The 20,797-nt window shown below is 35.5% G+C and carries 18 protein-coding genes; 7 read left to right on the top strand and 11 right to left on the bottom strand.

Annotated elements, in window-relative coordinates:
* Nucleotides 1–179: 179 nt before the first annotated feature.
* The 3 genes from AC4BC4_RS00390 to hisJ all read left to right on the top strand — a co-directional run bounded on the left by AC4BC4_RS00390 (nucleotide 180) and on the right by hisJ (nucleotide 3,150).
* Nucleotides 180–929, top strand: a complete 750-nt coding sequence (locus AC4BC4_RS00390) for a LytR/AlgR family response regulator transcription factor (protein WP_490476386.1) — start codon at nucleotides 180–182, stop codon at nucleotides 927–929.
* Between the two features lie 210 nt (nucleotides 930–1,139).
* A complete protein-coding gene (locus AC4BC4_RS00385) occupies nucleotides 1,140–2,240 on the top strand; it encodes a GHKL domain-containing protein (RefSeq protein ID WP_490476385.1) in 1,101 nt (366 codons plus the stop codon).
* An 82-nt stretch (nucleotides 2,241–2,322) separates the two neighbouring features.
* Nucleotides 2,323–3,150 carry a histidinol-phosphatase HisJ gene (gene hisJ / locus AC4BC4_RS00380; RefSeq protein ID WP_490476384.1) on the top strand — a complete coding sequence of 276 codons (828 nt, stop codon included), beginning with the start codon at nucleotides 2,323–2,325 and terminating at the stop codon, nucleotides 3,148–3,150.
* A gap of 50 nt (nucleotides 3,151–3,200) precedes the next feature.
* On the opposite strand, the gene AC4BC4_RS00375 is transcribed toward hisJ, so the two are convergent.
* Nucleotides 3,201–4,211, bottom strand: coding sequence for a choloylglycine hydrolase family protein (locus AC4BC4_RS00375; protein WP_490476383.1), 1,011 nt, complete (start codon nucleotides 4,209–4,211; stop codon nucleotides 3,201–3,203).
* A gap of 202 nt (nucleotides 4,212–4,413) precedes the next feature.
* Here AC4BC4_RS00375 and AC4BC4_RS00370 point away from each other — a divergent pair, with 202 nt between their 5' ends.
* The 3 genes from AC4BC4_RS00370 to AC4BC4_RS00360 all read left to right on the top strand — a co-directional run bounded on the left by AC4BC4_RS00370 (nucleotide 4,414) and on the right by AC4BC4_RS00360 (nucleotide 9,046).
* Nucleotides 4,414–7,050 carry a YfhO family protein gene (locus AC4BC4_RS00370; protein ID WP_490476382.1) on the top strand — a complete coding sequence of 879 codons (2,637 nt, stop codon included), beginning with the start codon at nucleotides 4,414–4,416 and terminating at the stop codon, nucleotides 7,048–7,050.
* Between the two features lie 351 nt (nucleotides 7,051–7,401).
* Entirely contained in the window at nucleotides 7,402–7,920 is a 519-nt protein-coding gene (locus AC4BC4_RS00365; RefSeq protein ID WP_490476381.1) for an RNA polymerase sigma factor, read from the top strand.
* A complete protein-coding gene (locus AC4BC4_RS00360; RefSeq protein ID WP_490476380.1) occupies nucleotides 7,913–9,046 on the top strand; it encodes a hypothetical protein in 1,134 nt (377 codons plus the stop codon). Before AC4BC4_RS00365 ends, AC4BC4_RS00360 begins: the two co-directional genes overlap by 8 nt.
* 197 nt (nucleotides 9,047–9,243) lie before the next feature.
* Here AC4BC4_RS00360 and rihC read toward each other — a convergent pair whose 3' ends face one another.
* The 7 genes from rihC to dhaK form a co-directional block, all read right to left on the bottom strand.
* Nucleotides 9,244–10,167, bottom strand: coding sequence for a ribonucleoside hydrolase RihC (gene rihC / locus AC4BC4_RS00355; RefSeq protein ID WP_490476379.1), 924 nt, complete (start codon nucleotides 10,165–10,167; stop codon nucleotides 9,244–9,246).
* Between the two features lie 80 nt (nucleotides 10,168–10,247).
* Nucleotides 10,248–10,580 (bottom strand): hypothetical protein, encoded by a 333-nt coding sequence (locus AC4BC4_RS00350; protein WP_490476378.1) that lies wholly within the window; start codon nucleotides 10,578–10,580, stop codon nucleotides 10,248–10,250.
* Nucleotides 10,581–10,751: 171 nt separating this feature from the next.
* Complete coding sequence (gene mprF, locus AC4BC4_RS00345; protein ID WP_490476377.1) at nucleotides 10,752–13,343, bottom strand: bifunctional lysylphosphatidylglycerol flippase/synthetase MprF; 2,592 nt, start codon at nucleotides 13,341–13,343, stop codon at nucleotides 10,752–10,754.
* A 192-nt stretch (nucleotides 13,344–13,535) separates the two neighbouring features.
* Complete coding sequence (locus AC4BC4_RS00340; protein ID WP_490476376.1) at nucleotides 13,536–14,660, bottom strand: glycerol dehydrogenase; 1,125 nt, start codon at nucleotides 14,658–14,660, stop codon at nucleotides 13,536–13,538.
* Between the two features lie 23 nt (nucleotides 14,661–14,683).
* Nucleotides 14,684–15,052, bottom strand: a complete 369-nt coding sequence (gene dhaM, locus AC4BC4_RS00335) for a dihydroxyacetone kinase phosphoryl donor subunit DhaM (protein WP_438757728.1) — start codon at nucleotides 15,050–15,052, stop codon at nucleotides 14,684–14,686.
* Nucleotides 15,045–15,632 (bottom strand): dihydroxyacetone kinase subunit DhaL, encoded by a 588-nt coding sequence (gene dhaL, locus AC4BC4_RS00330; protein WP_438757729.1) that lies wholly within the window; start codon nucleotides 15,630–15,632, stop codon nucleotides 15,045–15,047. Before dhaL ends, dhaM begins: the two co-directional genes overlap by 8 nt.
* A 56-nt stretch (nucleotides 15,633–15,688) precedes the next feature.
* Complete coding sequence (gene dhaK / locus AC4BC4_RS00325) at nucleotides 15,689–16,672, bottom strand: dihydroxyacetone kinase subunit DhaK (protein ID WP_490476375.1); 984 nt, start codon at nucleotides 16,670–16,672, stop codon at nucleotides 15,689–15,691.
* Nucleotides 16,673–16,884: 212 nt separating this feature from the next.
* Here dhaK and AC4BC4_RS00320 point away from each other — a divergent pair, with 212 nt between their 5' ends.
* On the top strand, nucleotides 16,885–17,877 hold the full coding sequence (locus tag AC4BC4_RS00320) for a dihydroxyacetone kinase subunit DhaK (protein ID WP_438757731.1): 993 nt from the start codon (nucleotides 16,885–16,887) through the stop codon (nucleotides 17,875–17,877).
* A gap of 198 nt (nucleotides 17,878–18,075) precedes the next feature.
* On the opposite strand, the gene dhaS is transcribed toward AC4BC4_RS00320, so the two are convergent.
* The 3 genes from dhaS to AC4BC4_RS00305 all read right to left on the bottom strand — a co-directional run bounded on the left by dhaS (nucleotide 18,076) and on the right by AC4BC4_RS00305 (nucleotide 20,386).
* Nucleotides 18,076–18,621: a dihydroxyacetone kinase transcriptional activator DhaS gene (gene dhaS / locus AC4BC4_RS00315; protein ID WP_490476374.1), complete on the bottom strand. Its 546-nt coding sequence runs from the start codon at nucleotides 18,619–18,621 to the stop codon at nucleotides 18,076–18,078.
* 125 nt (nucleotides 18,622–18,746) lie between these two features.
* Nucleotides 18,747–19,508, bottom strand: coding sequence for a hypothetical protein (locus AC4BC4_RS00310; RefSeq protein ID WP_490476373.1), 762 nt, complete (start codon nucleotides 19,506–19,508; stop codon nucleotides 18,747–18,749).
* Nucleotides 19,509–19,519: 11 nt separating this feature from the next.
* Nucleotides 19,520–20,386, bottom strand: a complete 867-nt coding sequence (locus tag AC4BC4_RS00305; RefSeq protein ID WP_490476372.1) for an ABC transporter ATP-binding protein — start codon at nucleotides 20,384–20,386, stop codon at nucleotides 19,520–19,522.
* Nucleotides 20,387–20,797: the final 411 nt, after the last annotated feature.

The raw sequence follows: 20,797 nt of genomic DNA, 5'->3' as shown, positions 1-20,797 counted from the left end.
AGATGGCTCTTATAAAATTTTTAACTAAGAAAAGAAAAATATGCATAAAATTTCCCTCTTTCGTTACATACGCTTTATACTAAGAGGAAAGGGGCCTATTTCATCAATCAACCTGTTTGATTAGCAACTATTTTTTCTAAATATAAAAAGTTCGTATAGTTATTAGGGAGGAGCGTAATATGGATATTACAGTTCGTGTTTTTTTAATTGATGATGAATTTGCTTACAGAAAACAACTTCAAAATATCATTCAATCGTTCACATTCTCCCAAAATAATCTATCTTTACAGGTTATTGAAGTGGATGAACAAGATTCTTTTTATAGTACTCTTGATACTTTTTTAATCAACGATCATGATATTTTCATTATTGATATTGACCTAAAAACATATTACTCAGGTATTGATATCGCAAAGGAAATAAGAAAACAAAACGAAAATTGTTTTATTTTATTTGTAACTAATTTGGACAACAAAGGTATTGAAATTATCAACGAACAAATCAACCCTAAAACATACCTTGTAAAAGGACTAAATATGGACTCTCGCATCCTAGAAGAGGTCTTTCATACCATTAAGAATGAGATTCTTCATCGTATTCAAGACAAAGAAAGCTATGCTTCTTTTAAAAAATTTGGACAAATTATTTTTGTGAAATACCAAGAAATACTTTATATTAAGTCAATGCCAGGCATAAGAAACACCATTATCATTCATACAGAAAATTCTGAACAAATCGTTGAAGGAACAATTAGCTCCTTGAAAGAAACCATAGATTCTTTTTATCTATATACCGAGCTAAAATCTTATATCATTAATCTAAATCGCATTGTAACGTTAGATCGTGCGACAGGTTTAATTATTTTTGATGATAAAACTGAACTTGAAGTTGGAAAAAGAATTATTGATAAATTGAAAAAAGCGTTATAATTATGACAAGATAAGAGGTGAGTAACAATGAGCATATCTTTAGCATCTATTCTATTGGTAATCAATTATTTACAGATCTGTTGGTTCATAGGGTATAATAAATATTTCAATCTTCGTCAAATGACTCTTTTAACCATGTATCTTTTTTTTCAATTGATTGTCAGCCAACTATATGGCGGGATTCTTTCATTACTTTTATTTATCCCTTTTATGATCATTGAATTTAGTTTCATTGCTTACTTCTCGAAAAGTTGGGCTTTAGGTGTCCTCTATTCCTTTATCCAGAATACTTTACTGATTTTCTCTTGGTTACTCACTTGGGATATACTCAACATTTTAGCAATTAATCATTTCATTACGCTGGAACAACTTGAACACTATAAATTAGTGGCTTTATTATTACAACAGTTACTTCTCCTTTTTTTCATTTTCATAATAAAAAAAATTATAAGTAAGTATATTATTTTTAAAGCGGTCTCCCAGCTTCCTAAGAAATATGTCGTACAATCCATTTGTTGTTTTATATTGCTACTTTCATTGACTGTTGTGAGACAAGTCACTATTTTTGATTTAAAATTTTTTTATCTTATTTTTGTATCGTTAGCTTTTTCAGGAATATTTTGTTATATCGCCTACATAACCGGTCGTGTCTATCTGCAGAAAATTTTTCTTCTTTCTAAACAATTGAACCGAGAATCAGAAAAAATAATTTTGGCTAATGAATTTAGGCATGATTACCGAAATATACTTGGCAGTTTAAGTACTTATCTGGAACAAGGACAAGTGGATCAAGCCCGATCTTACCTTTTATCTATAACAGATTATTCTACCTCGTTTATTGAAGAAGACTATTATTCACAGATTTCTGCAATAAATATCACCCCTGTTCAAGGGATACTCATTAATTTTTTTGAAAATTGTTTGAAAAATGATATTTCTATTCGATTTTCTTTAAATGAAGCTATTTCGTACTTTGATTTAACGATCCATTTACTTGACTTCGTCCGTTGTCTCTCTATTCTATTAGACAATGCCTTTGAAGCGTCTCTTGGTACAAAAAATCCACTTATTCAAATAACAATTAAAAACAGTGCATCATCTCTTTACGTAGAGATTAAAAATACTTACGAAGGTAGAATTTCAGTTGAAAAAATTTTGAAGAATCACTTCACAACTAAAGACGGTCATCAAGGAAAAGGCCTACCAATCTTTATTAAATTATTAAAGCAATATCGAAGAACTTCTTATTCTTTTCATCGGGATGATCATTTTTTTATTGCAAGTTTTTCTATATCCAAAACCGATAACTAATTTTTTAATGTGACTTGGTTTTAAAAATAATAGGTACGATTTTCATTTCAAAATAAATATAATTCAAATTGGGGGAGTTTTTATGAAACGTGATGGTCACACGCACACAGAATTTTGTCCACATGGCAAAGTTGAAGATACGGAGCTACTGATTAAGCGCGCTATCCGTCTTGGCTTTAAGGAGTACAGCATCACAGAACATGCGCCTTTACCTAAAAGCATAGAATCTGCCACTGCAGGAAATCCCGACGCGTGGACAACTGCATCAATGGCTTTGAATGATGTGGATAACTATTTTAAAAAGATGAATGAGCTGCGGAAAAAGTATGCTTCTGACATCCTTATTCACATTGGTTTTGAACTGGATTATTTTTCAGAATTCGAAGGCTGGACACGGGATTTTTTAGCTGAATATGGTCCACAAACAGACGATGGAATTTTATCTGTTCATTTTCTTGAAGGGCAAGATGGATTACGAGGAATTGATTATTCTTTTGAAGAGTATAAAACAGGTGTCGTTGATTATTTAGGTAGCTTTGAGAAGGCTCAGAAACGTTATTATCAAAAAGTTTTAGCTTCTTTGGAAGCAGATTTAGGACCATGGAAACCGACACGTTTAGGCCATATTTCTTTGTGTCAAAAATTCGAACGCTACTTTGATGAATCAACTGATTATTCTTCTGAAAATTCAGCACTTGTCCACACCCTTTTGACACGTGTACAGCAGGAAAAATACAGCTTAGATTTAAATGCCGCGGGATTTTATAAACAAGGTTATCAACAGAGTTATCCACAGGTGTGGATAACTGAAAAAGCTAGTGCGTTAGGAATTCCTTTTGTTTATGGATCAGACGCCCATTCCATCACCGATGTGGGACAAGGATATGAAAAACTCGATAAATGGTTTTAAGAAATCCTAAGATTCGTGCGTTACGTTGTCAACGAATCTTAGGATTTTTTTCAATTTAGTGCTTCATACTGCGGTGTCTTAACCAAACTATAACTTCTTATCTGTCTATCATTGCTTGCTGTCTCGTCAAATTTAATCGCTTGAATCGTAAAATTATCATACATCTTAACGTACAATTGTTTTTTCCTTAAATCATAAACACACGTGTATTGTGTATATTGACGATCCTCCCCTTTAGGCTCGTCTAATTTGACTACACCTTTAACGATATCGGATGTGGATAATATGTGAAAGGCATTATTGATGATCTCCCGCTCTCCAACAGGATCACTAAATTTCAAGAGATAAGCCGCTCGAACAAAACGTGAAGTTGCAGTATAATCTCCAGGAATGCCACGTAACCCAGATCCTTTTCCAGCTGATAAAATAGTCTTTTCTTGAAATTGCGCCTCTTTTGCATTTACATCCGATATTCCTGTATAGTTTTCCAAATTTGTTAGATGCCAGTCAAATTTAGGACTGTTTGTCATCACACCAATGGGGTTCTCATATACAACAAATCCTAATTTTACTGAAGGTTCAACTACAATAGTACGGCCACTCACATCTGTAAACATAAAATGTTGCGGCAATCCAGGAGCCTTTCCATTTGTCGAAAGATCCGCAATCGCTACATCTAAAATCTTCTTTTCAACTTCTTTTGTATCTTTGCAATTGGCTAATACCCAAAAAACAAATTGCTCCGCCATCAATGGTAATTTTTTCGCTTTTTTTATTTCTTCGACCGTTGAATAGTAGTTGAATTCCGCAAAATATTGTGTAATTCCGCCAAGACCACATTCATTGACACCATCGACTACACCTTGAGCGACTGTCGTTTGATTTTCTTTGATTCCCATACCTAATACTGAATAAATTGTCTGCCATTTTTCGATTGTTTCGGTTATTTCAAACTTTTTAGGAATTTGAACACCGACATAATCAAACTCAATATTGTATTCCTGTGTTCTTCCTAAATAATGGTTGCCTTCCAGCGATTTCACGCTAATACCTGTACACATATTCATTCCCTACTTTCTATAATGATAGTATTCCATTCCTTATTATACGCTGGTTATTATAAAAATATTCATCAAACTATTTTATTATCCTATTCCTCTATAAACTTTTCTATTTTCCTTAATTTTTTTCTTTCTTACAATCAATTTTTCAATGGATATGCTAAACTATATATATTCTATTTATTACGTTGCGAGGTTGATTATGAAGAAAAAAATACAGGCATTTATCAAAGAAAACTGGCCTTATATGACCGCCAGCTTTTTTATTCCTTTTTTTGTGATGGTCATTATTTATTTAAGTATTGGGATTTATCCTGGCAGTAGCCGCAGTGTGATGGCCAGTGATTCTTTTTCACAGTTTTCCAACTTTCATGCTAGTTTCAATAATGTACTTCATGGAAAACAAAGTATTTTTTATACGTGGAATGCGTCTTTGGGATTAAATTATCTTTCCTTGATTTCGTATTACCTTGGTGGACTGTTTACGCCGCTCGTCATCTTTTTTAAAAACCAAAATATTCCTGATGCGCTGTATTTGATTACCTTGCTGAAAATTGGTTCAGCTGGTTTGGCTTTTTGGGTGTTTGCGAAAAATACTTATAAGATCCCCAAATGGGGCCATGTGATGTTGAGTGTGCCCTATGCCTTGATGTCATTTGCTACAGCACATTCAGAAATCATTATGTGGTTAGATGCTTTTACTTATCTGCCGCTTGTTATTTTGGGCATTCATCGTTTGATGGATGAACGAAAACCGACGTTATTATTTGTCAGTTATCTGCTATTATTTATCTCGAATTTTTACATGGGCTTCATGATTGGTGTCTTCTCTTTCCTATACTTTATCGCCCGAATGTCAACCAACTGGAAAGTCTATAAAAAGCGCATCATACCTTATGGGATCACTTCTCTTTTAGCGGGTGGTGCTTCAATGATTTTAGTATTGCCAGCGGTCCTTGATTTGCGGGCAAATGGTGAAACCTTATCTCAAGTAACTCAGTTTAAAACCGAAGCGACAGCTTTTTGGGACATCGTCATGAAAAATATGATTGGTGTTTATGATACGACAAAATATGGCTCGATTCCATTTATCTATGTTGGATTGCTTCCTTTGATTTTCTGTATCTTTTACTTTGTCACGAAGGAAATTCCACGGAAAAATAAATTATTATTTGGTAGTCTATTCATTATTTTGATCGCTAGTTTTTATATTACGCCATTAAATCTATTTTGGCATGGGATGCATGCACCAAATATGTTCTTGTTCCGTTACAGTTTCTTGTTTTCATTTTTAGTTGTTTTGTTAGCAGGTTACGGGTTGGAGAAATTTAAGACGGATGATTTAGGCTTGTTAGCCGGTTCTACGATCATGTTGATTGCGATTTTTGCATTAGCTGAAGGAACCAAAAGTACGACGAGTTATGACTATATTCCGATTTCAGCGTTTATTATAACCGTTTTATTTTTACTGCTGTACCTTGCTGGAATCATTTTTTATCAATTGAAGAAAATACCAATGCACTATTTGATTATATTATTACTATTACTTGTTTCAACTGAAGCGTTCATTAATACAAATGCGATGATCAAAGGGATTCTGGATGATTGGAATTATGCTTCACGTAGCCTCTATTCAGAACCATATCCATCGATCAAAAAATTAGTAGATAAAACGAAAGCCGAAAATGATTCCTTTTATCGCTTAGAAAATTTGAATCCCGTTTCTTCTAATGATAGTATCAATTACGGTTACAGCGGTGTCAGTATGTTTTCTTCTATCAGAAATCGTCATTCTTCCTCTTATTTAAACGACTTAGGTTTCCGTTCTAGAGGAACTGGTTTGAATATCCGCTACCCAAATAATACATTATTGATGGATTCACTAGTTGGGATCAAATACAATATTTCTGAAAACGATCCATTGAAATTTGGCTTTTTACCAACAGATAAAGCGAAAAAATACTCATTATATGAAAATAGCAATGCACTGCCTTTAGGCTTTTTAGCAGACGAAGATATCTATAAAGTCAAACAGCCAGCTAATGATAATTTAGGTAGTCAAACTGAATTATTCAATGCGTTATCTGGACAAAAAGAAAATTACTTCAAGTTTTATCAACCAACAATCGTTGATAAAAAGAATGTTACAGTCGAGCAAAATACAGGTTCCGTAACCTATAAGGAAATCCAAAACAACATTGCTAAAGATATCACTTGGACTGTCGATGTCCCTGCAAATACGCAAGCGTATCTTAGCCTGTTCCCAACTGATTTTGGACAATTGGAAAGTTCAAGCGCCACAATGTCCGTCAATGGAACGAGCCAAAAATCGCAAATCAATATCACTGGCCAGTATTACAATATCGGTTATTATGACAAACCGACGAGTGTTACCTTTACCGTCAGCTTTTATGGTACGACTGCCGTTAGCTTTATGGAACCAAAAGTTGTTGGCTTAGATACACAAGCCTTTGAACGTTCCGTTCAGGCGATTCAAGATAAAGGAGCTGATTTAACCGCTAAAGGAAGAAAAGCGGTTGGAACGGTGAATGCAGAGAAAGATCAAGTTCTTTTAACTACGATTCCCTATGACAAAGGATGGAAAGCCTATGTAGATGGTAAAAAAGTACCGATTGAATCCTTTAAAAAAGCCTTTGTTAGTATTCCTGTAACGCAAGGTGAACACACGATTGAATTTGTTTATCTGCCAGAAGGATTTGTGCCAGGCGTGATTTTGTTTATCCTTTGTATCGGTGGTTTTGTGGTTTATGTTAGAGTGACGAATAAGCCTAAACTGGCGTTAGTAAAACCTACTAAACGGAAACGTAAAAAACGTTAGAAAGAATGGTTTGTGAAGAGGTTGGGATAGAAGCGTTCAACTCCGAAAAATAAGAGGAAATCGTTTATCGTATTGTTTTATCACCTCTCATAAAAATAGTACAACTATTACTCTCTAGTATAATTTTCGTACACCCATCCAGTAGCAAGTTATCATTTTATGGTTTTGCTTGCTTCTAAAACTATCAATCAATGATTCTTATCTTTCCATAAAGAGTGTTTGACCAACACTTTTTATGGATTTTTTTGTAATGCCCATCAGAAATTTCTACAAAACAAATAAAAATGAATTTCGACGAAACCTTTTTGATAAAATTAGAGTCTAATAGCTATAACTGGGAAGGAGAAGTGTATGGAAAAGAGGGAACAAATAAGTTTGGTTAAAAAAGCGAAAAATGGTGACGCACAATCCTTTATAAAACTTTGTGAAGCCTATCAAGTTGTATTGTACAATTCTGCTTACAAATTACTTTTAAACAATGCAGATGTTGCGGACTGTCTGCAAGAAACTGAAATTCGTGCGTGGCAAAAAATTCCTAACATCAAAAATGAAGCAGCGTTTAATTCTTGGATTTTTAGAATTATGATCAATATCGCTAAGGATATTTTGCAAAAAAAAGTGGAAACCGTTGAATTTGAGGAAAGTTATATGCGTACAAATGAAAGCAACTACGAAAGGTCTTATTTAGAAGAAGAATTTAATAAATTACCAGATAGATACAAAATCCCCATTATTTTACATTATTATGCAGGTTTTAATATTAATGAGATCGCTGAACAACTGAATGTATCTAAAAATACAGTTAAAACGAGACTTGCACGCGGTAGAGGAAAACTAAAAATATTATTGAAAGGAGAAGAAAATGGATAAAAAAAAGAATGACATCATTAAACAAGAAAAGGAAATTCCAAAAGATGTAATGGCTAATTTAGTTCAGAATCGAGAAGATATTTTAAACAACAAATTTAAACAAGAAAAAAAGAGCATCAAAGTCAGATACAAGAAACAAATAATTATTACTTTTGCAACGGCTGCGGCAGTAATTTTAATTGCTATGATCAACCCACAAATAAATACAGCAATCAAAAATGCTTTAGGCATTAGTCAAGATTCAGGTGTTGCGATGGTAGAAAACAACGGCATACAAAGTGAACTCCATTTAACTAGCACACAAAACGGACGCGAAATCACATTGACAAAATTTATATCCACAAAGAAAAAATTTGCCTTTGATTATCAATTTAAATTAGATGATGAAAAACTAAAAGAGTTACTGAAAAAACAAAGTTCTCCTGATAGAAAATTTGGCAAACTAACGCCAAATTTTCAAGATATTGAAATTGGTTTGTTTGTTGATGGAAATACTGAAGATATACGAGGAGGAGCTATGTATGACTCTACTTTTCGCGTAGAAGAAGATACTTTCTATGGATCGGTTGTTACGACTCTTGATAAGGAAGACATTCCAGATAACGCTAAATTAACACTTCATATCTATAAGTTACTTTGGCAAGATGCTGAAGAACTTGATCAGGCATATATCGAAGCTTCTAAAACAAATAGTCCTTTTGGTATAGATAACGCTTTGGAATATGAAGGTGACTGGCGTTTTGATATTGATTACACACCCTTGACTCAAACTGCGGATACGCAAATCAGCAATGTAAATAATATCACAGATATCAAAGCCACCAGTGATGCTTTACAAACAACCATTCGATTTATTGCTCCGCTCGAAGAATTTAGTACGCCAGAAAAACCTTGTATTCCAGGAATTACTTTATATAAAGATGGTAAAGAAGTTAAAAATCAACTGTTTACACAAGTATATAACTTAGAAACTGGTGAGATCGAACTATCCATTAGCCTAAGTTCATTAGATACAACATCTGTATATAAAATCCAAGTAGACGATGTAGATGATTTTTCTGGTGAAACAATCGAGGAAATCGGCTTTTTCGAACTACAAAATAAAAAATTAGATTCCCCTAAATAAAAGAGTGAAGAGGCTAGGACATAACTCTACGAGTTATACCCTAGCCTTAAGAAATCCGAATAAACGGTGGGAGCAGAAGCAACTCCTTCGGAAATAAGTTGAAATTCACAAAAATTTGAAGAGCAATTTTCGTGAGTTTCCTCTTATTTCTCGGAGTTAAACACTTCTGTCCCAACCTCTTCAATCTTTTACAATTATCAATCACATTTTCCAATCGCTTCTAAAAACCAATTTCTAAACTGTTTCTCATCAAGATCCACACACACTCGACAATTAGCTGCTTTGCCCAAATCCCCCTCTAAATCAACTAAAGTAGCTCCTGCAGTCAACAGACCTTGCGTTTCAACTGCTACATAAGCCTCTTTTACTTCAAACATTTCAGGCTCTAACAAATAAGCAACCGCACAACCATCGTACATCTTCAATCCAGTCTCTAAACTACCGCCGCGGTAGTGTCTAAACAAATGATCGATCATATCACCCGTTCTATTCATTTTTTGGATCTGCTCACGCTCTTTGGGCAAGACCAGGGCTTTCTCACCCACATCTAAACCGACCATCGTCAGTTTAAGATTACTCTCAAAAACAATCTTCGCGGCTTCTGGGTCTGCAGCAATATTGAATTCTGACAATACACCCGCATTCCCTCTACCTAAAGCTCCCCCCATAATCACTAATTCTTCGATTCTTTCCACACATTCTGGATAGACTCTAAGTAATAGTGCAATGTTCGTCAACGGACCAATACCAACAATCGTCATTTTCTCTTTGGAATCCATCAATACTTTGTATATCTCAACTACCGCATGATTTTTTGTTAATAATTCATATTTAGATTCTGGAAATTCATAGCCATCCATTCCTGTACTTCCGTGAATATCGCTTGCATTGATTGCTTCACGTAACAATGGACAATCAGCACCAATTGCTACAGGAATCTCTCTATTCCAAAATGCGAGTAGTTTAAGCAGATTTTTTGTGACTTTATCTACGCCTACATTACCTGCAACTGTAGTAATTAGCTGAATCTCTATCCGTTCATCAAATAATGCAGCAGCGATTGCAACGGCGTCATCAATCCCAGGATCTGTATCCATGATGATTCTTCTTGGTTTTTTCAATTGATTATTCCTTTCTTTTCAATTTTAGCTATGTAAAAAGCGAAAAACAACAACGTATCTGTTTCTCGCCTTCTTCTATTTTAATAATCTAATTGCTTCAAACGTAATAAAAATGACTCTTTTGTCAGCTGCTTGATTGTATATAAGCGCTCGATTTGCTTGCACATTTTTTGATCCTCTTTTGTCGCAGGTTCAAAAATCGCCATCAACTTACTGATTCCATATTCTACGAGCATCCCTGTTCCATTGCTCCCAACTGAAAAACCCAACATATCCGTATCACTTAATTGTCCTTTTTTGATTTCTGCGATGTCTGGGTTAAAGTTACCTTCAACGATGATTTCATCTGTTTTTTTATCTAACGCTACTGCTAATTCAGCTTTGTTTGTTACTATTATTTTTTCAATCTCCATCCCAAAAACCTCCCATTGTGCCTTTTATACTTATTATACGCCAACTATATTTTTTTACTAGTGGGACTTAAGGCTTAAAAACAAGAGGTTAAGACAGAGGTGTTTAGGCCCTAAAAATAAGAAGGAATTGCTGCTGTTCCCACCGTTTATCCGTACTTGGGTGTCGTTCTTTTATGAGCCAGTCATTACCTCTTCCACTAAAGAAACGGCTCTTCCCTTGCCCCGTTCGATCAATAATGCCAACTGGATAAAAGCAAATAACACGTTACTTTGTTTAGAATAAGCAAAGTATCTTGCTTCCCAATTCGTTACATAGCTCTCTTTTTCTTTTCTCGTGTCTTTAAACCCATATACTTGATCGCCATACTTATAAAAAATATTGATAAAACGTTCATTTAAAAATGAGTATTTTGTTTCCCCAACCTTAGACAAAGGGGCTGTCCCTAAATCAACAGAAGCGTATCCTTGTTTTTGATACTCTGCAATAAAATGGGTCAATAAAAAGTCCATAATACGCTCTGGCGCTGAATCTGAATAACGTAATAAATCATAAGATATTTCTTTATTTTGAATGATTGGTTTTGCTGTAATAAAACCAACCACTTCATGCTGCGCATTTCGTACAATACCAAGATCACTTAATGCTATATATTCCTTATCAAAATGACCACCGACAAAATTTCGTTCTCGTTGCGATCCTAACCACTCTTGTGATACACGTGCTAACTCTTTTAATAACTCATTTGAAACGGGTTCACGATACAGTGTAAATTTGTACCCCAAATTGCTTAAATGCTTAAGCTCCATGTTATTTGTTGCTAAAGAAATCGGTAGTGATTCAGCACAAGAAAAATCGATGATTCCTTCTTCTCCAATTTTCATAAAATTAAATCCTAAATCGTGTAATACCATTGTGTATCCTTCACTAACACGATAAAAAGCAGCTTGATACCCCAATAAATCCGCAGCATCCATAAAAGCTAATGTGGCTTGTGCCCATTTTTCTTTATTGCCAATTGGATCTGCTAAAATAAAACATTTATTCGCTTTGACTTGATACGCAAATAAAACCGCATCTTCTCCATTTTCTTGATAATAATAATAAAGATAATTTTTTAAATACAACAGATGACTTCCTTGCGTTCCTCCATATTTCTCAATCAATGCTGTCAAACGGACTTCCTGATAAGATTCCCCTAAATGCTTTGATGTATCAGCTAAGTATTGATACAAGGTAATCAAACCAATCATTGAAATCCCCAGACCGATCAAACCTGAAAACCAGACATCGTCTGAAGGGAAAAGTAAAAACGTATTTGGTAGAGGACCGCTCTTACCTGGATGAGAGCTATAATATCCGGCAACGGCATAGATAATAAATAGGAAACTAAACAAAACCCCATCAACTGCGAGCGCTCCCCACGAATATACAAATTTTTCCCGATAAAACTCTTTTCTTGCTAAAAAAACAGCTGAGAGAATCACAAGATAAACCAATATCAACTGCCATGAAGACGTTCTAGAAATTGTATTCACAATCCCAAAGATCAATAACCCAATCGTTGGCCAATAGGCTTTTTTTACTTTCATCGAGATGCCTCTGGCTAACCCTAATAATAAAAAGCCGATCAGCATATTGAAGGTTTGGTCTAAAAAATCAAAAGAAAATGGCAAGAGAAATTTAAACAGTCGACTAACATTCGACAAGTTTGTGATTGTGGAAAGCAACACCATCATGATCCCAGCAAAATAAAGAGATGCCACTAAAATAAAATGTGCGACTTTTTGTGAGAATATTCGTGGTAAATTATCAAAGAATCGGTTGATTTTGATTCCCGTTTGATGAACAAATAAAATAATTCCAGTAATAAAAGGCAAGACATAATAAAATAATCGATAATAAATCAGCCAAACAACTGCTGTTGATTGCCCCACACCTAACTGTGACAAGCCTAAGATCATCAACACATCAAAAGTACCCATACCTCCTGGCACCATTGTCAGCATCCCGATCAGAGTTGCGATCACAAACATTGGGTATACCGAGAACAGCGATACATCGACTTCCATCAATGCGCCCACACTTAAAAAGACAAACAACGCACCTAACCACTGTCCAAGTGACGCTGCAAACAAGAGCCAAATACCTTTTGGGAAAAAGTCTTTAAATAAGGTATATTTCTTTAGTTGCGTAAACAACAATAAAGCTGGTGCAATGAAACTTCCAGCAAGCAGCCAAAGCCAGTATTCACGAAATAAACTATCCGGGCGAATAAAAAAAACATCAACAAACGCAATACACGATAAAATAGACAGACCGGAAATCATAAATAACGCCACTTTAGAAACTGTAGCAACAACTTTTTTACGTGGTGCATCTTTGCTGTAAAAATTAGCTCGTAAGGTTGCGCCAATGACACCACCAAATCCAGCAAGATTATTGATCGTATTCGTTACCCAAGCAGAAACAAACCACTCCCAGCGATTCATTTTCGGTTTGCCTTGCTCTTCAAGCACTTTTACCACGACTAAATCATATAAAAGCATTGGCAGTACACCCATTAACCCTGCTAAAACCATTCCAATGATAGCAAAACGACTCTGTTGCCCCATCGTATGGAAGACATCCTTCCAAGTCATTCCCTGAACAATGTGCGTTACTTGATTGGCTACAAAAATCAAAACAGAGCCAAGAAATATTAATTTTAATAGTAAACCGTGTTCTTTCATCCAGTGAAATAGCTGGTTGATTTTATGTTTCATCTGCTCACCACCTCTGTATATCTTAGAGAGTTTTCTTTTATATGTTAGCTTATAACTAATTATTTTTCCAGTTTCCTTCTTGAAATCTTTGTTTTATGCAAAAAAATAAAGGGCTAGGACATAACTCTACGAGTTATACCCTAGCCTTAAGGAATCCGAATAAACGGTGGGAGCAGAAACAACTCCGTACTCCTAATTTTTATACTCTTTGCCAATCCTATCTGCCACAATGATCGCGGCTTTTACTTGATCTACCGTAATCGGAAACGGCATTGAATGGATCGATTCTTCTGGAATACAAGATTTTTCAGCCACCTCCGTTAACTCAGCATCCGAAATTTCTTGCACACCTAAATCTGCCAAACAAACCGGTAAACCAATCGATAAAGCAAAATCCAATACTTCATATAATTCAGCTTTTGGGGCATTTTCCAAAACCAACTGACAAATCGTACTGAATGCTACTTTTTCACCATGTGTTGCACCATGAGCATCCTGTAAAACCGTCAATCCATCATGAATCGCATGAATTGCAGCCAAACCAGCACTTTCAAACCCTAAGCCTGAAAGTAAGATATTTGCTTCAATGATATTTTCCAATGCAGGTGTCACCACATTATTCTCTGAGGCTTCTTTGGCTTTTAGACCGTCTTCTAAGATCGTTTCATAACATAATTTGGCAAGTGCTAATGCTGTATTGGTTCCTTTGGCTGGGGGACAAACGCCTTCACGTGCGCCACAAGGCAATCCAGCATTAACATTCGAATAAGAATTATGTGTCGCTCTTGCTTCAAAATAAGTGGATAACGCATCACCCATCCCGGAAACGAGGAAGCGTGTCGGTGCATGTGCAATCACTACCGTATCAATCAAGACCACACTTGGGCTTTGAACAAAGTAAGCATAATCATCAAACTGGCCATCTTCTGTATAAAGCACTGCTGAATGACTCGTTGGTGCATCTGTTGCAACGATCGTTGGTACAATGATCAGGTTATGACCTGCCGCGACGCATTTTGCCGTATCGATTGCTTTACCGCCGCCAAGACCGATCACACAATCACAATTATTTTTTTCTGCTACTTTTTGCAGACGTGCGACTTCTACACGAGATGCTTCTCCATGAAAATTACTTTCCACAAAAGAAATATCAAAGTTTTTAGCTGTTTTATCCAATTTATCTTTTACTCGATTCACGTCGTCTGCATGAGCAATCAGTAAGGCTTTTTTCCCAAAAGTTGTAACAAAGTATCCTAAATTCAATAATTCATCTTCACCTTGAACATATTTTGTTGGACTAATAAACGCTTTTCTCATGATCACAAACTCCTATCCTCATCTTATTTTATCTTTAAAGAGACTAGTTGCTCCTGTATTGCTTCGATTGGTGTATCCACTTGTAATAATGCTGCCGCTGTATAAGCGCTCTCTACTAAAGCCGTATCAAACAGTAAAATTTCTTTTTCCGTCATATCGATAGCCATTTCCAAATTCATTTTAGCGCTACCTAGATCATAAAACGCGAGTAACGTCTGAGCGGAATTTTTTTCAAAGGCATCCATTATTTTTTCAAATGACGTTCCGACCTCTCCTTGTTCTAATCCCGCAGCAACTGTTATCGGAACATCTTTTGCTACTTCTTTGATCAAGCGGTCGACGCCTTCACCAATTTCTTTGACATGGGATACAATCACTACACCATTACGCATCCAATACACCTGCTTCCATTAAAGATTGAAAGAAGTACAGACTGGACATCGCCCCTGGATCGATATGACCGATAGAACGTTCACCAACATAAGAAGCACGCCCTTTTGTTGCAGCGATATCTTTTGTTGCTTCTACAGCTGATTCCAATGTCGTTTCATTCAACTTATTATTCTTGATTGCTTCTATTACTGGCGCCCACTCATCCAACATCGTTTTTTCACCAGGTTTACTGTTCCCTCGCTTTTCGATCCCTGCTAACCCTGCTTCTAGAATAGGCAGTGCATCAGAAGTTGTCGCTGAGGCTTTAGCCATTTCCATCATCGCTGTTCCATAGAGCGGACCTGAAGCCCCGCCGACTTTGCTGATCAAAGCCATCGCTGTTAGTTTAAAAATATCTTGTATTGTTGCGGGTTCTTTACTCTGCAAACTCTCAGTCACGGCATCCATTCCTCGTGCCATATTATTTCCATGATCACCATCGCCGATCGGTGTATCTAATTCGCTTAAATATTCTTTATTCTTATCGATTTTTTCTTTGAATAGCTGTAATGATTTTTTTAAATTATCTACAGTAAACATTAAATTCCCCTCCGTTTTTCAAAATATAAACAACAACATCCAATCCATATCCGCCTTTACCAAGCTACTGTATCAACCTTTTCATTCAATGCTTCTATCCAATCAGCTTCTGCTTTCAATAACGTGACAGAAATGCCAGCCATTTCCAAAGAAGTCATATAATTCCCAACTTTTGAAAATGAAATCTCTACACCTTCTGCATCCAATAAACGCATTGCATCATCATAAAAAATATATTGTTCCATCAAGGGTGTTCCACCTAATCCATTGACCAAAATAGCAAAACGATCACCTTTATTCCAACTAAATGCTGCTGCTAATTTTGAAATCAATTCTTCCGCCATTTCTTTAGAAGGTTTGATTTTTTCCCGTTTGTAACCTGGTTCACCGTGAATCCCAACCCCAAATTCGATCTCATCATCTGCTAAAACAAATCCAGGTTTACCCACTTCTGGAACTGTTGCTCCTGTTAAAGCAACACCGATCGTTTTTAAATTTTTAACCACTCGTTCACCTAGCGCAACTAACTCTTCCACTGAGGCACCTTTACGTGCCGCTGCTCCTAAAATTTTATGAACCAAAATCGTCCCGGCTACCCCGCGTTTACCTTGAGTATAGGTGCTATCTTCAACCGCAATATCATCGTCTACAACAACTGTACCCACTTTGATATCTTCCATTTCAGCCAAGTCTTTGGCCATATCAAAATTCATGATATCGCCAGAATAATTTTTTACGACCATCACAACGCCTTGCCCCTGGTCAATAGCTTTGATTCCTTCAAAGATCTGATCTGGTGTTGGAGAGGTAAAGACTTGCCCACAAACAGCCGCCTGCAGCATTCCTGAGCCAACAAATCCTGCATGAGCTGGTTCATGACCACTACCGCCTCCACTGATCAACCCAACTTGTTTGGTTATTTCTTTTTGTTTCAAAACGAATGTTTCTGGTACTTGCTCAATCGTTTCGTGATGAGCACGAACAAATCCTTGTACCATCTCTGGAACTACATTTTGAGCTTGATTGATAATTTTTTTCATGACATTCCCTCCTGTTTTATCTCTGTTTGATGAGTAAGTTCATTTAGCTCTCACCATTTGTATACGTTTACAATACTCGCATCTGAAAAAAGTTGCAACGGACAAACAAGTTTATGTGTCCGCTTTCATTTTAATCTTTCACCAAACTATAGTTTTCACTAGAAAGACAGCGTATAATAAAAATAGATATTACGTAAAAGGAGCACGCCTAGATGAAACAATTGATCAATTCCAGTAGACACATTCGTCAACAATTATTGGCTGGCCTCACGTATACATATAATGACAGACTAGATTGGCAAAGAGAAACTGGCATCATCACTAAAAAAACGATTGCAGATGACAAAGTTGTCCTAATCAGCGGTGGCGGCTGTGGACACGAGCCAGCCCACGTCGGATATATCGGAGAAAATATGTTGGACTGCGCTGTGATGGGACCTATCTTTGAGCCGCCTGCCAGTAACGAAATTCTTCAAGCTATTGAACAAACATACAATGGACATGGGACATTACTGATCATCAAAAATTTTGAAAAAGATTTAGCTAGTTTTCTAGAAGCTGAACGCTTAGCCAAAGAAAAAGGATTAATGGTGACGCACATAATTGTTGATGATGATTGCTCTATCGAAATTGGTACATTTGAAAAACGTCGTCGTGGTGTTGCCGGGACAGTTTTTGTCCACAAAATTCTTGGGGCAGCAGCCTCTGCTGGTAAATCATTGAGTGAACTGCATGAACTAGGTCAAGAGTTGGTTCCAATGATCAAAACATTAGGTGTCGCTTTTTCACCTGCCTCTCCAATCGGTCTTATTCCACAACAATACGAATTGGCAGAAGATGAAATGTACTTTGGCATCGGCATTCACGGAGAACCAGGGTATCGCATTGAAACAATGCAATCTTCTGAACGAATTGCAATCGAGTTAGTCAATAAATTAAAACAGCAATATACACGAAAAACGTTCACTAAAGCAGCTGTTTTAGTGAACGGGCTAGGGGGAATCCCTCTCCTTGAACTTGGGATTTTCATGAATGATGTCCAACAGTTACTAGATATTGAAGATATTGAAGTGGTTTATAAACGAATGGGCAATTTCTTAACTGCTTACAATACAAACGGCCTTTCTTTAACGTTATTACTAGTCAAAGATGAAAATTGGCTAAAATACTTAAATGCACCGACTGACGCCTTTGGCTGGAAATAAGAACAAAGGAATGCAGTATCCAGCTCTTGAGCAAATTAAAAACGATCTATAAAGGCGTTCTTTGTCTTTACAGATCGTTGTCTACTTGATGATCAAACTGCTTCATGTAGCTGTGTTATAAACTCGTTCAGCTCTGGCGAAAGAATTAAACAAAGATAATGAATACCTGTGCCGCTCCCGCTTACACACAAGTACTCATTATCTTTCTTCAAAACCCATTAAAAATGCGATTTTCATTTGTTCTGCAAAACGCTGTGAATCCACCTTACATCCGCCAATGATCCATTTTGTCGTTAAGGAAACCAATGCGTTCGCATAAAATTCTTCTAAAAACAAATGATCAGATTCTTTAAGTAACACTTTAGGTTCACTCTTTACAACAAGAACGTGACAGATCAACACTTTTAAATGCTGCGTATAAGATTCTTGAAATGAATTTTGACCTTCAAAAAGCAGAATATTTCGGTAAAATAGTTGATTTTCTTCAAAATAGACAAACAAATTTTCTAAAATGACCTTCCAGCCTTCATAGGCAAGATTATCTTCTATTTTTTCGATTGCCTCTTGTTGAAAAATCCAGTCCACTAAATCATATTTATCCTGAAAATAATCATAAAAAGTTTGGCGCCGTATGTGACTTTCCTGCATTATTTTTGCAATCGTTACTTTTTCAAAACCGATTTGTGCAACAAGTTTTTTAAATGTTTTAGCAATTTTCTTTTTTGTAATCAACGATCCGGTCATTTGCTTACACCTTTAATTTCTTTAGTCCTTTTATTGTACCAGTTAATCCGCATTTAGAAAAATAATGATTCAAAAAATGAGAGAGGAAGCTGGACTTAATCTGCTAGCTTTCTCTCTCATTTTTTTTACAAATTTTGTCTTTCTAATGTTCTTAACGAAATATAGCCAAAAACAACTATCGACAAAATCGTCAAGAATAATTGGAAAATATAACTTCCAGTTGAACTAAAATCAAATGAATAAGCTAACGTTTGTAATATTCCAGTTATCATACTGCTCAGAATATTGAAACCGATGAACAATAGAAACGAGAGGTTTTTACCTTTCATGATGATACAAGACGTCGCAATCACCATCAGCATATTTAAGTAACCCAATAATCCAGAAACAATAAATTTCCCAAAACTCAAATCAGTATAATAAAAAGCCGAATTAAACCCTTCCGCAAAACTATCCCACACATCTAATTGGACTAATTTTACCAGAAACAATATCGTAGGAATCAATGCGATCATCAGCATCAACGCAATCGTACAGATAAATATAGCGCCTATTTTTGCAAAGAATAATTTTCTTCTGTTTACGCCAGAAGCGACCATCATCGCCATAACATTGTTTTTGTAATCCATAGAAATCATGTGAAATGGATAAACATAAGCAAAAATAACATTCCCAAAAAAGACAATTGCGCCAACGATTGCAACTGTTCCTATTAGCGATGCAGCAGCATTTGATTCATAATATGAATCCGAAAAATTTGACGCTAGACTTAAAGAAATCAGTGTTAAAACAATATTCAACACCCCTATAACTCCAGCGGTGATCAAAAAACTTTTATCTCGTAAAAATTTAAATAACTCCATTTTAAATATTAATTTTCCAGTCATTTTCGCCCCTCCTAATTCAATTTCTCATCTAAAATTTTCACTTTAGATAATTCAGAAATTTCAATTGATTCCTCTGTCAAACATTGTTTCACAAGTGCCCAACGTTTATCAGAGATGTCCAATTTAACGCCACCATCATCTTCTACATGATAATAATAATTAGCGCCATCTAAAATTTCTATCAGACGACTATTATTTGTCGTATCAATACGGCGAATTTGTTTTTCTTTTTCAGCATTGATATCGATTGTTTCAGAAATTCGACCGCGATCGATCACATACACAATATCACACAATGCTTCTAAATCATTTTGGACATGACTGGAAATTACCAATGTTAATCCTTCTTCTGTCAATTGTTTCAAATAATGTTTAAACCATTTAACTGTGTCGATATCTAAACCACGAAATGGTTCATCTAGAATCAAAACTTCTGGTTTATGCATCAAAGCAATCAACAAAATCAACTTTTTCTGCATACCATAAGAATAAGTTTTTACTTTTTGATCCAACACGGCATATAAATCCAATTCTCTCGCCAAATCTTTTGCTTTTTCTTCATCAAACATCCCACGTAAACCAGAAAAATACTGGATGTTGAACCAGCCTGAACGATTCGAATAGACAGACATGCCGTCTAAAACGATTCCTACATTCAGTAATACTTCGTTATGCTGTTTTACAGAAGTATCATCAATCAAAATATCTCCTTGATAATTGGCGATAATATTCGTCATACATTTAAATAACGTCGTTTTACCCGCACCATTGTGACCAACTAAACCATATGAAGTGCCTTTTTCAAAGTCTAATGAACGAATGTTCAAAACTTCAGCACGACCATAGCGCATAACCAGATCCCTTACTTTAATTTCCATAGTAAACTCCTTTAAATTTTTTGTTGTCTTTTTCACATTCAGAATGCTTAATGTGAAAAAAGATGAACAATATTAGTTTATCATGTTTTTTATTATATATGGGGGTCGATTGAAAATAAATTTTTTTGCTAGCATGCTACTAAATTTAAGGATCCTGGCATATAAGAATAGAGAAGTTCCATATTTTCTTCTAAAAAAACTGTTACTAAATTATATCGATTTAGTTCCTAGGATTTGCTTTACTATTTTTAATTAACGCTCAGACTTCATTAAATTCAATTATTTATGTTTCAATTCAAATATAATATTACAATTTTTTAGAGTAACTAAATTTTTATTTTTTACATTTTTTATTAAATAGAAAAACTTTATAAAATTAATATCAAATTATCAAGGCTTTTATTTTTTAAA

It is taken from the genome of Enterococcus sp. AMC1086 (assembly GCF_058216575.1).
This window is presented reverse-complemented; position numbering and strand designations above follow the sequence as displayed.

Coding starts and splice junctions, on each gene's coding strand:
- AC4BC4_RS00390 (WP_490476386.1), top strand. CDS start 180: ATGGATATTACAGTTCGTGTTTTTTTAATTGATGATGAATTTGCTTAC.
- AC4BC4_RS00385 (WP_490476385.1), top strand. CDS start 1,140: ATGATCATTGAATTTAGTTTCATTGCTTACTTCTCGAAAAGTTGGGCT.
- hisJ (WP_490476384.1), top strand. CDS start 2,323: ATGAAACGTGATGGTCACACGCACACAGAATTTTGTCCACATGGCAAA.
- AC4BC4_RS00375 (WP_490476383.1), bottom strand. CDS start 4,211: ATGTGTACAGGTATTAGCGTGAAATCGCTGGAAGGCAACCATTATTTA.
- AC4BC4_RS00370 (WP_490476382.1), top strand. CDS start 4,414: ATGAAGAAAAAAATACAGGCATTTATCAAAGAAAACTGGCCTTATATG.
- AC4BC4_RS00365 (WP_490476381.1), top strand. CDS start 7,402: ATGGAAAAGAGGGAACAAATAAGTTTGGTTAAAAAAGCGAAAAATGGT.
- AC4BC4_RS00360 (WP_490476380.1), top strand. CDS start 7,913: ATGGATAAAAAAAAGAATGACATCATTAAACAAGAAAAGGAAATTCCA.
- AC4BC4_RS00350 (WP_490476378.1), bottom strand. CDS start 10,580: ATGGAGATTGAAAAAATAATAGTAACAAACAAAGCTGAATTAGCAGTA.
- mprF (WP_490476377.1), bottom strand. CDS start 13,343: ATGAAACATAAAATCAACCAGCTATTTCACTGGATGAAAGAACACGGT.
- AC4BC4_RS00340 (WP_490476376.1), bottom strand. CDS start 14,660: ATGAGAAAAGCGTTTATTAGTCCAACAAAATATGTTCAAGGTGAAGAT.
- dhaM (WP_438757728.1), bottom strand. CDS start 15,052: ATGCGTAATGGTGTAGTGATTGTATCCCATGTCAAAGAAATTGGTGAA.
- dhaL (WP_438757729.1), bottom strand. CDS start 15,632: ATGTTTACTGTAGATAATTTAAAAAAATCATTACAGCTATTCAAAGAA.
- dhaK (WP_490476375.1), bottom strand. CDS start 16,672: ATGAAAAAAATTATCAATCAAGCTCAAAATGTAGTTCCAGAGATGGTA.
- AC4BC4_RS00320 (WP_438757731.1), top strand. CDS start 16,885: ATGAAACAATTGATCAATTCCAGTAGACACATTCGTCAACAATTATTG.
- dhaS (WP_490476374.1), bottom strand. CDS start 18,621: ATGACCGGATCGTTGATTACAAAAAAGAAAATTGCTAAAACATTTAAA.
- AC4BC4_RS00310 (WP_490476373.1), bottom strand. CDS start 19,508: ATGACTGGAAAATTAATATTTAAAATGGAGTTATTTAAATTTTTACGA.
- AC4BC4_RS00305 (WP_490476372.1), bottom strand. CDS start 20,386: ATGGAAATTAAAGTAAGGGATCTGGTTATGCGCTATGGTCGTGCTGAA.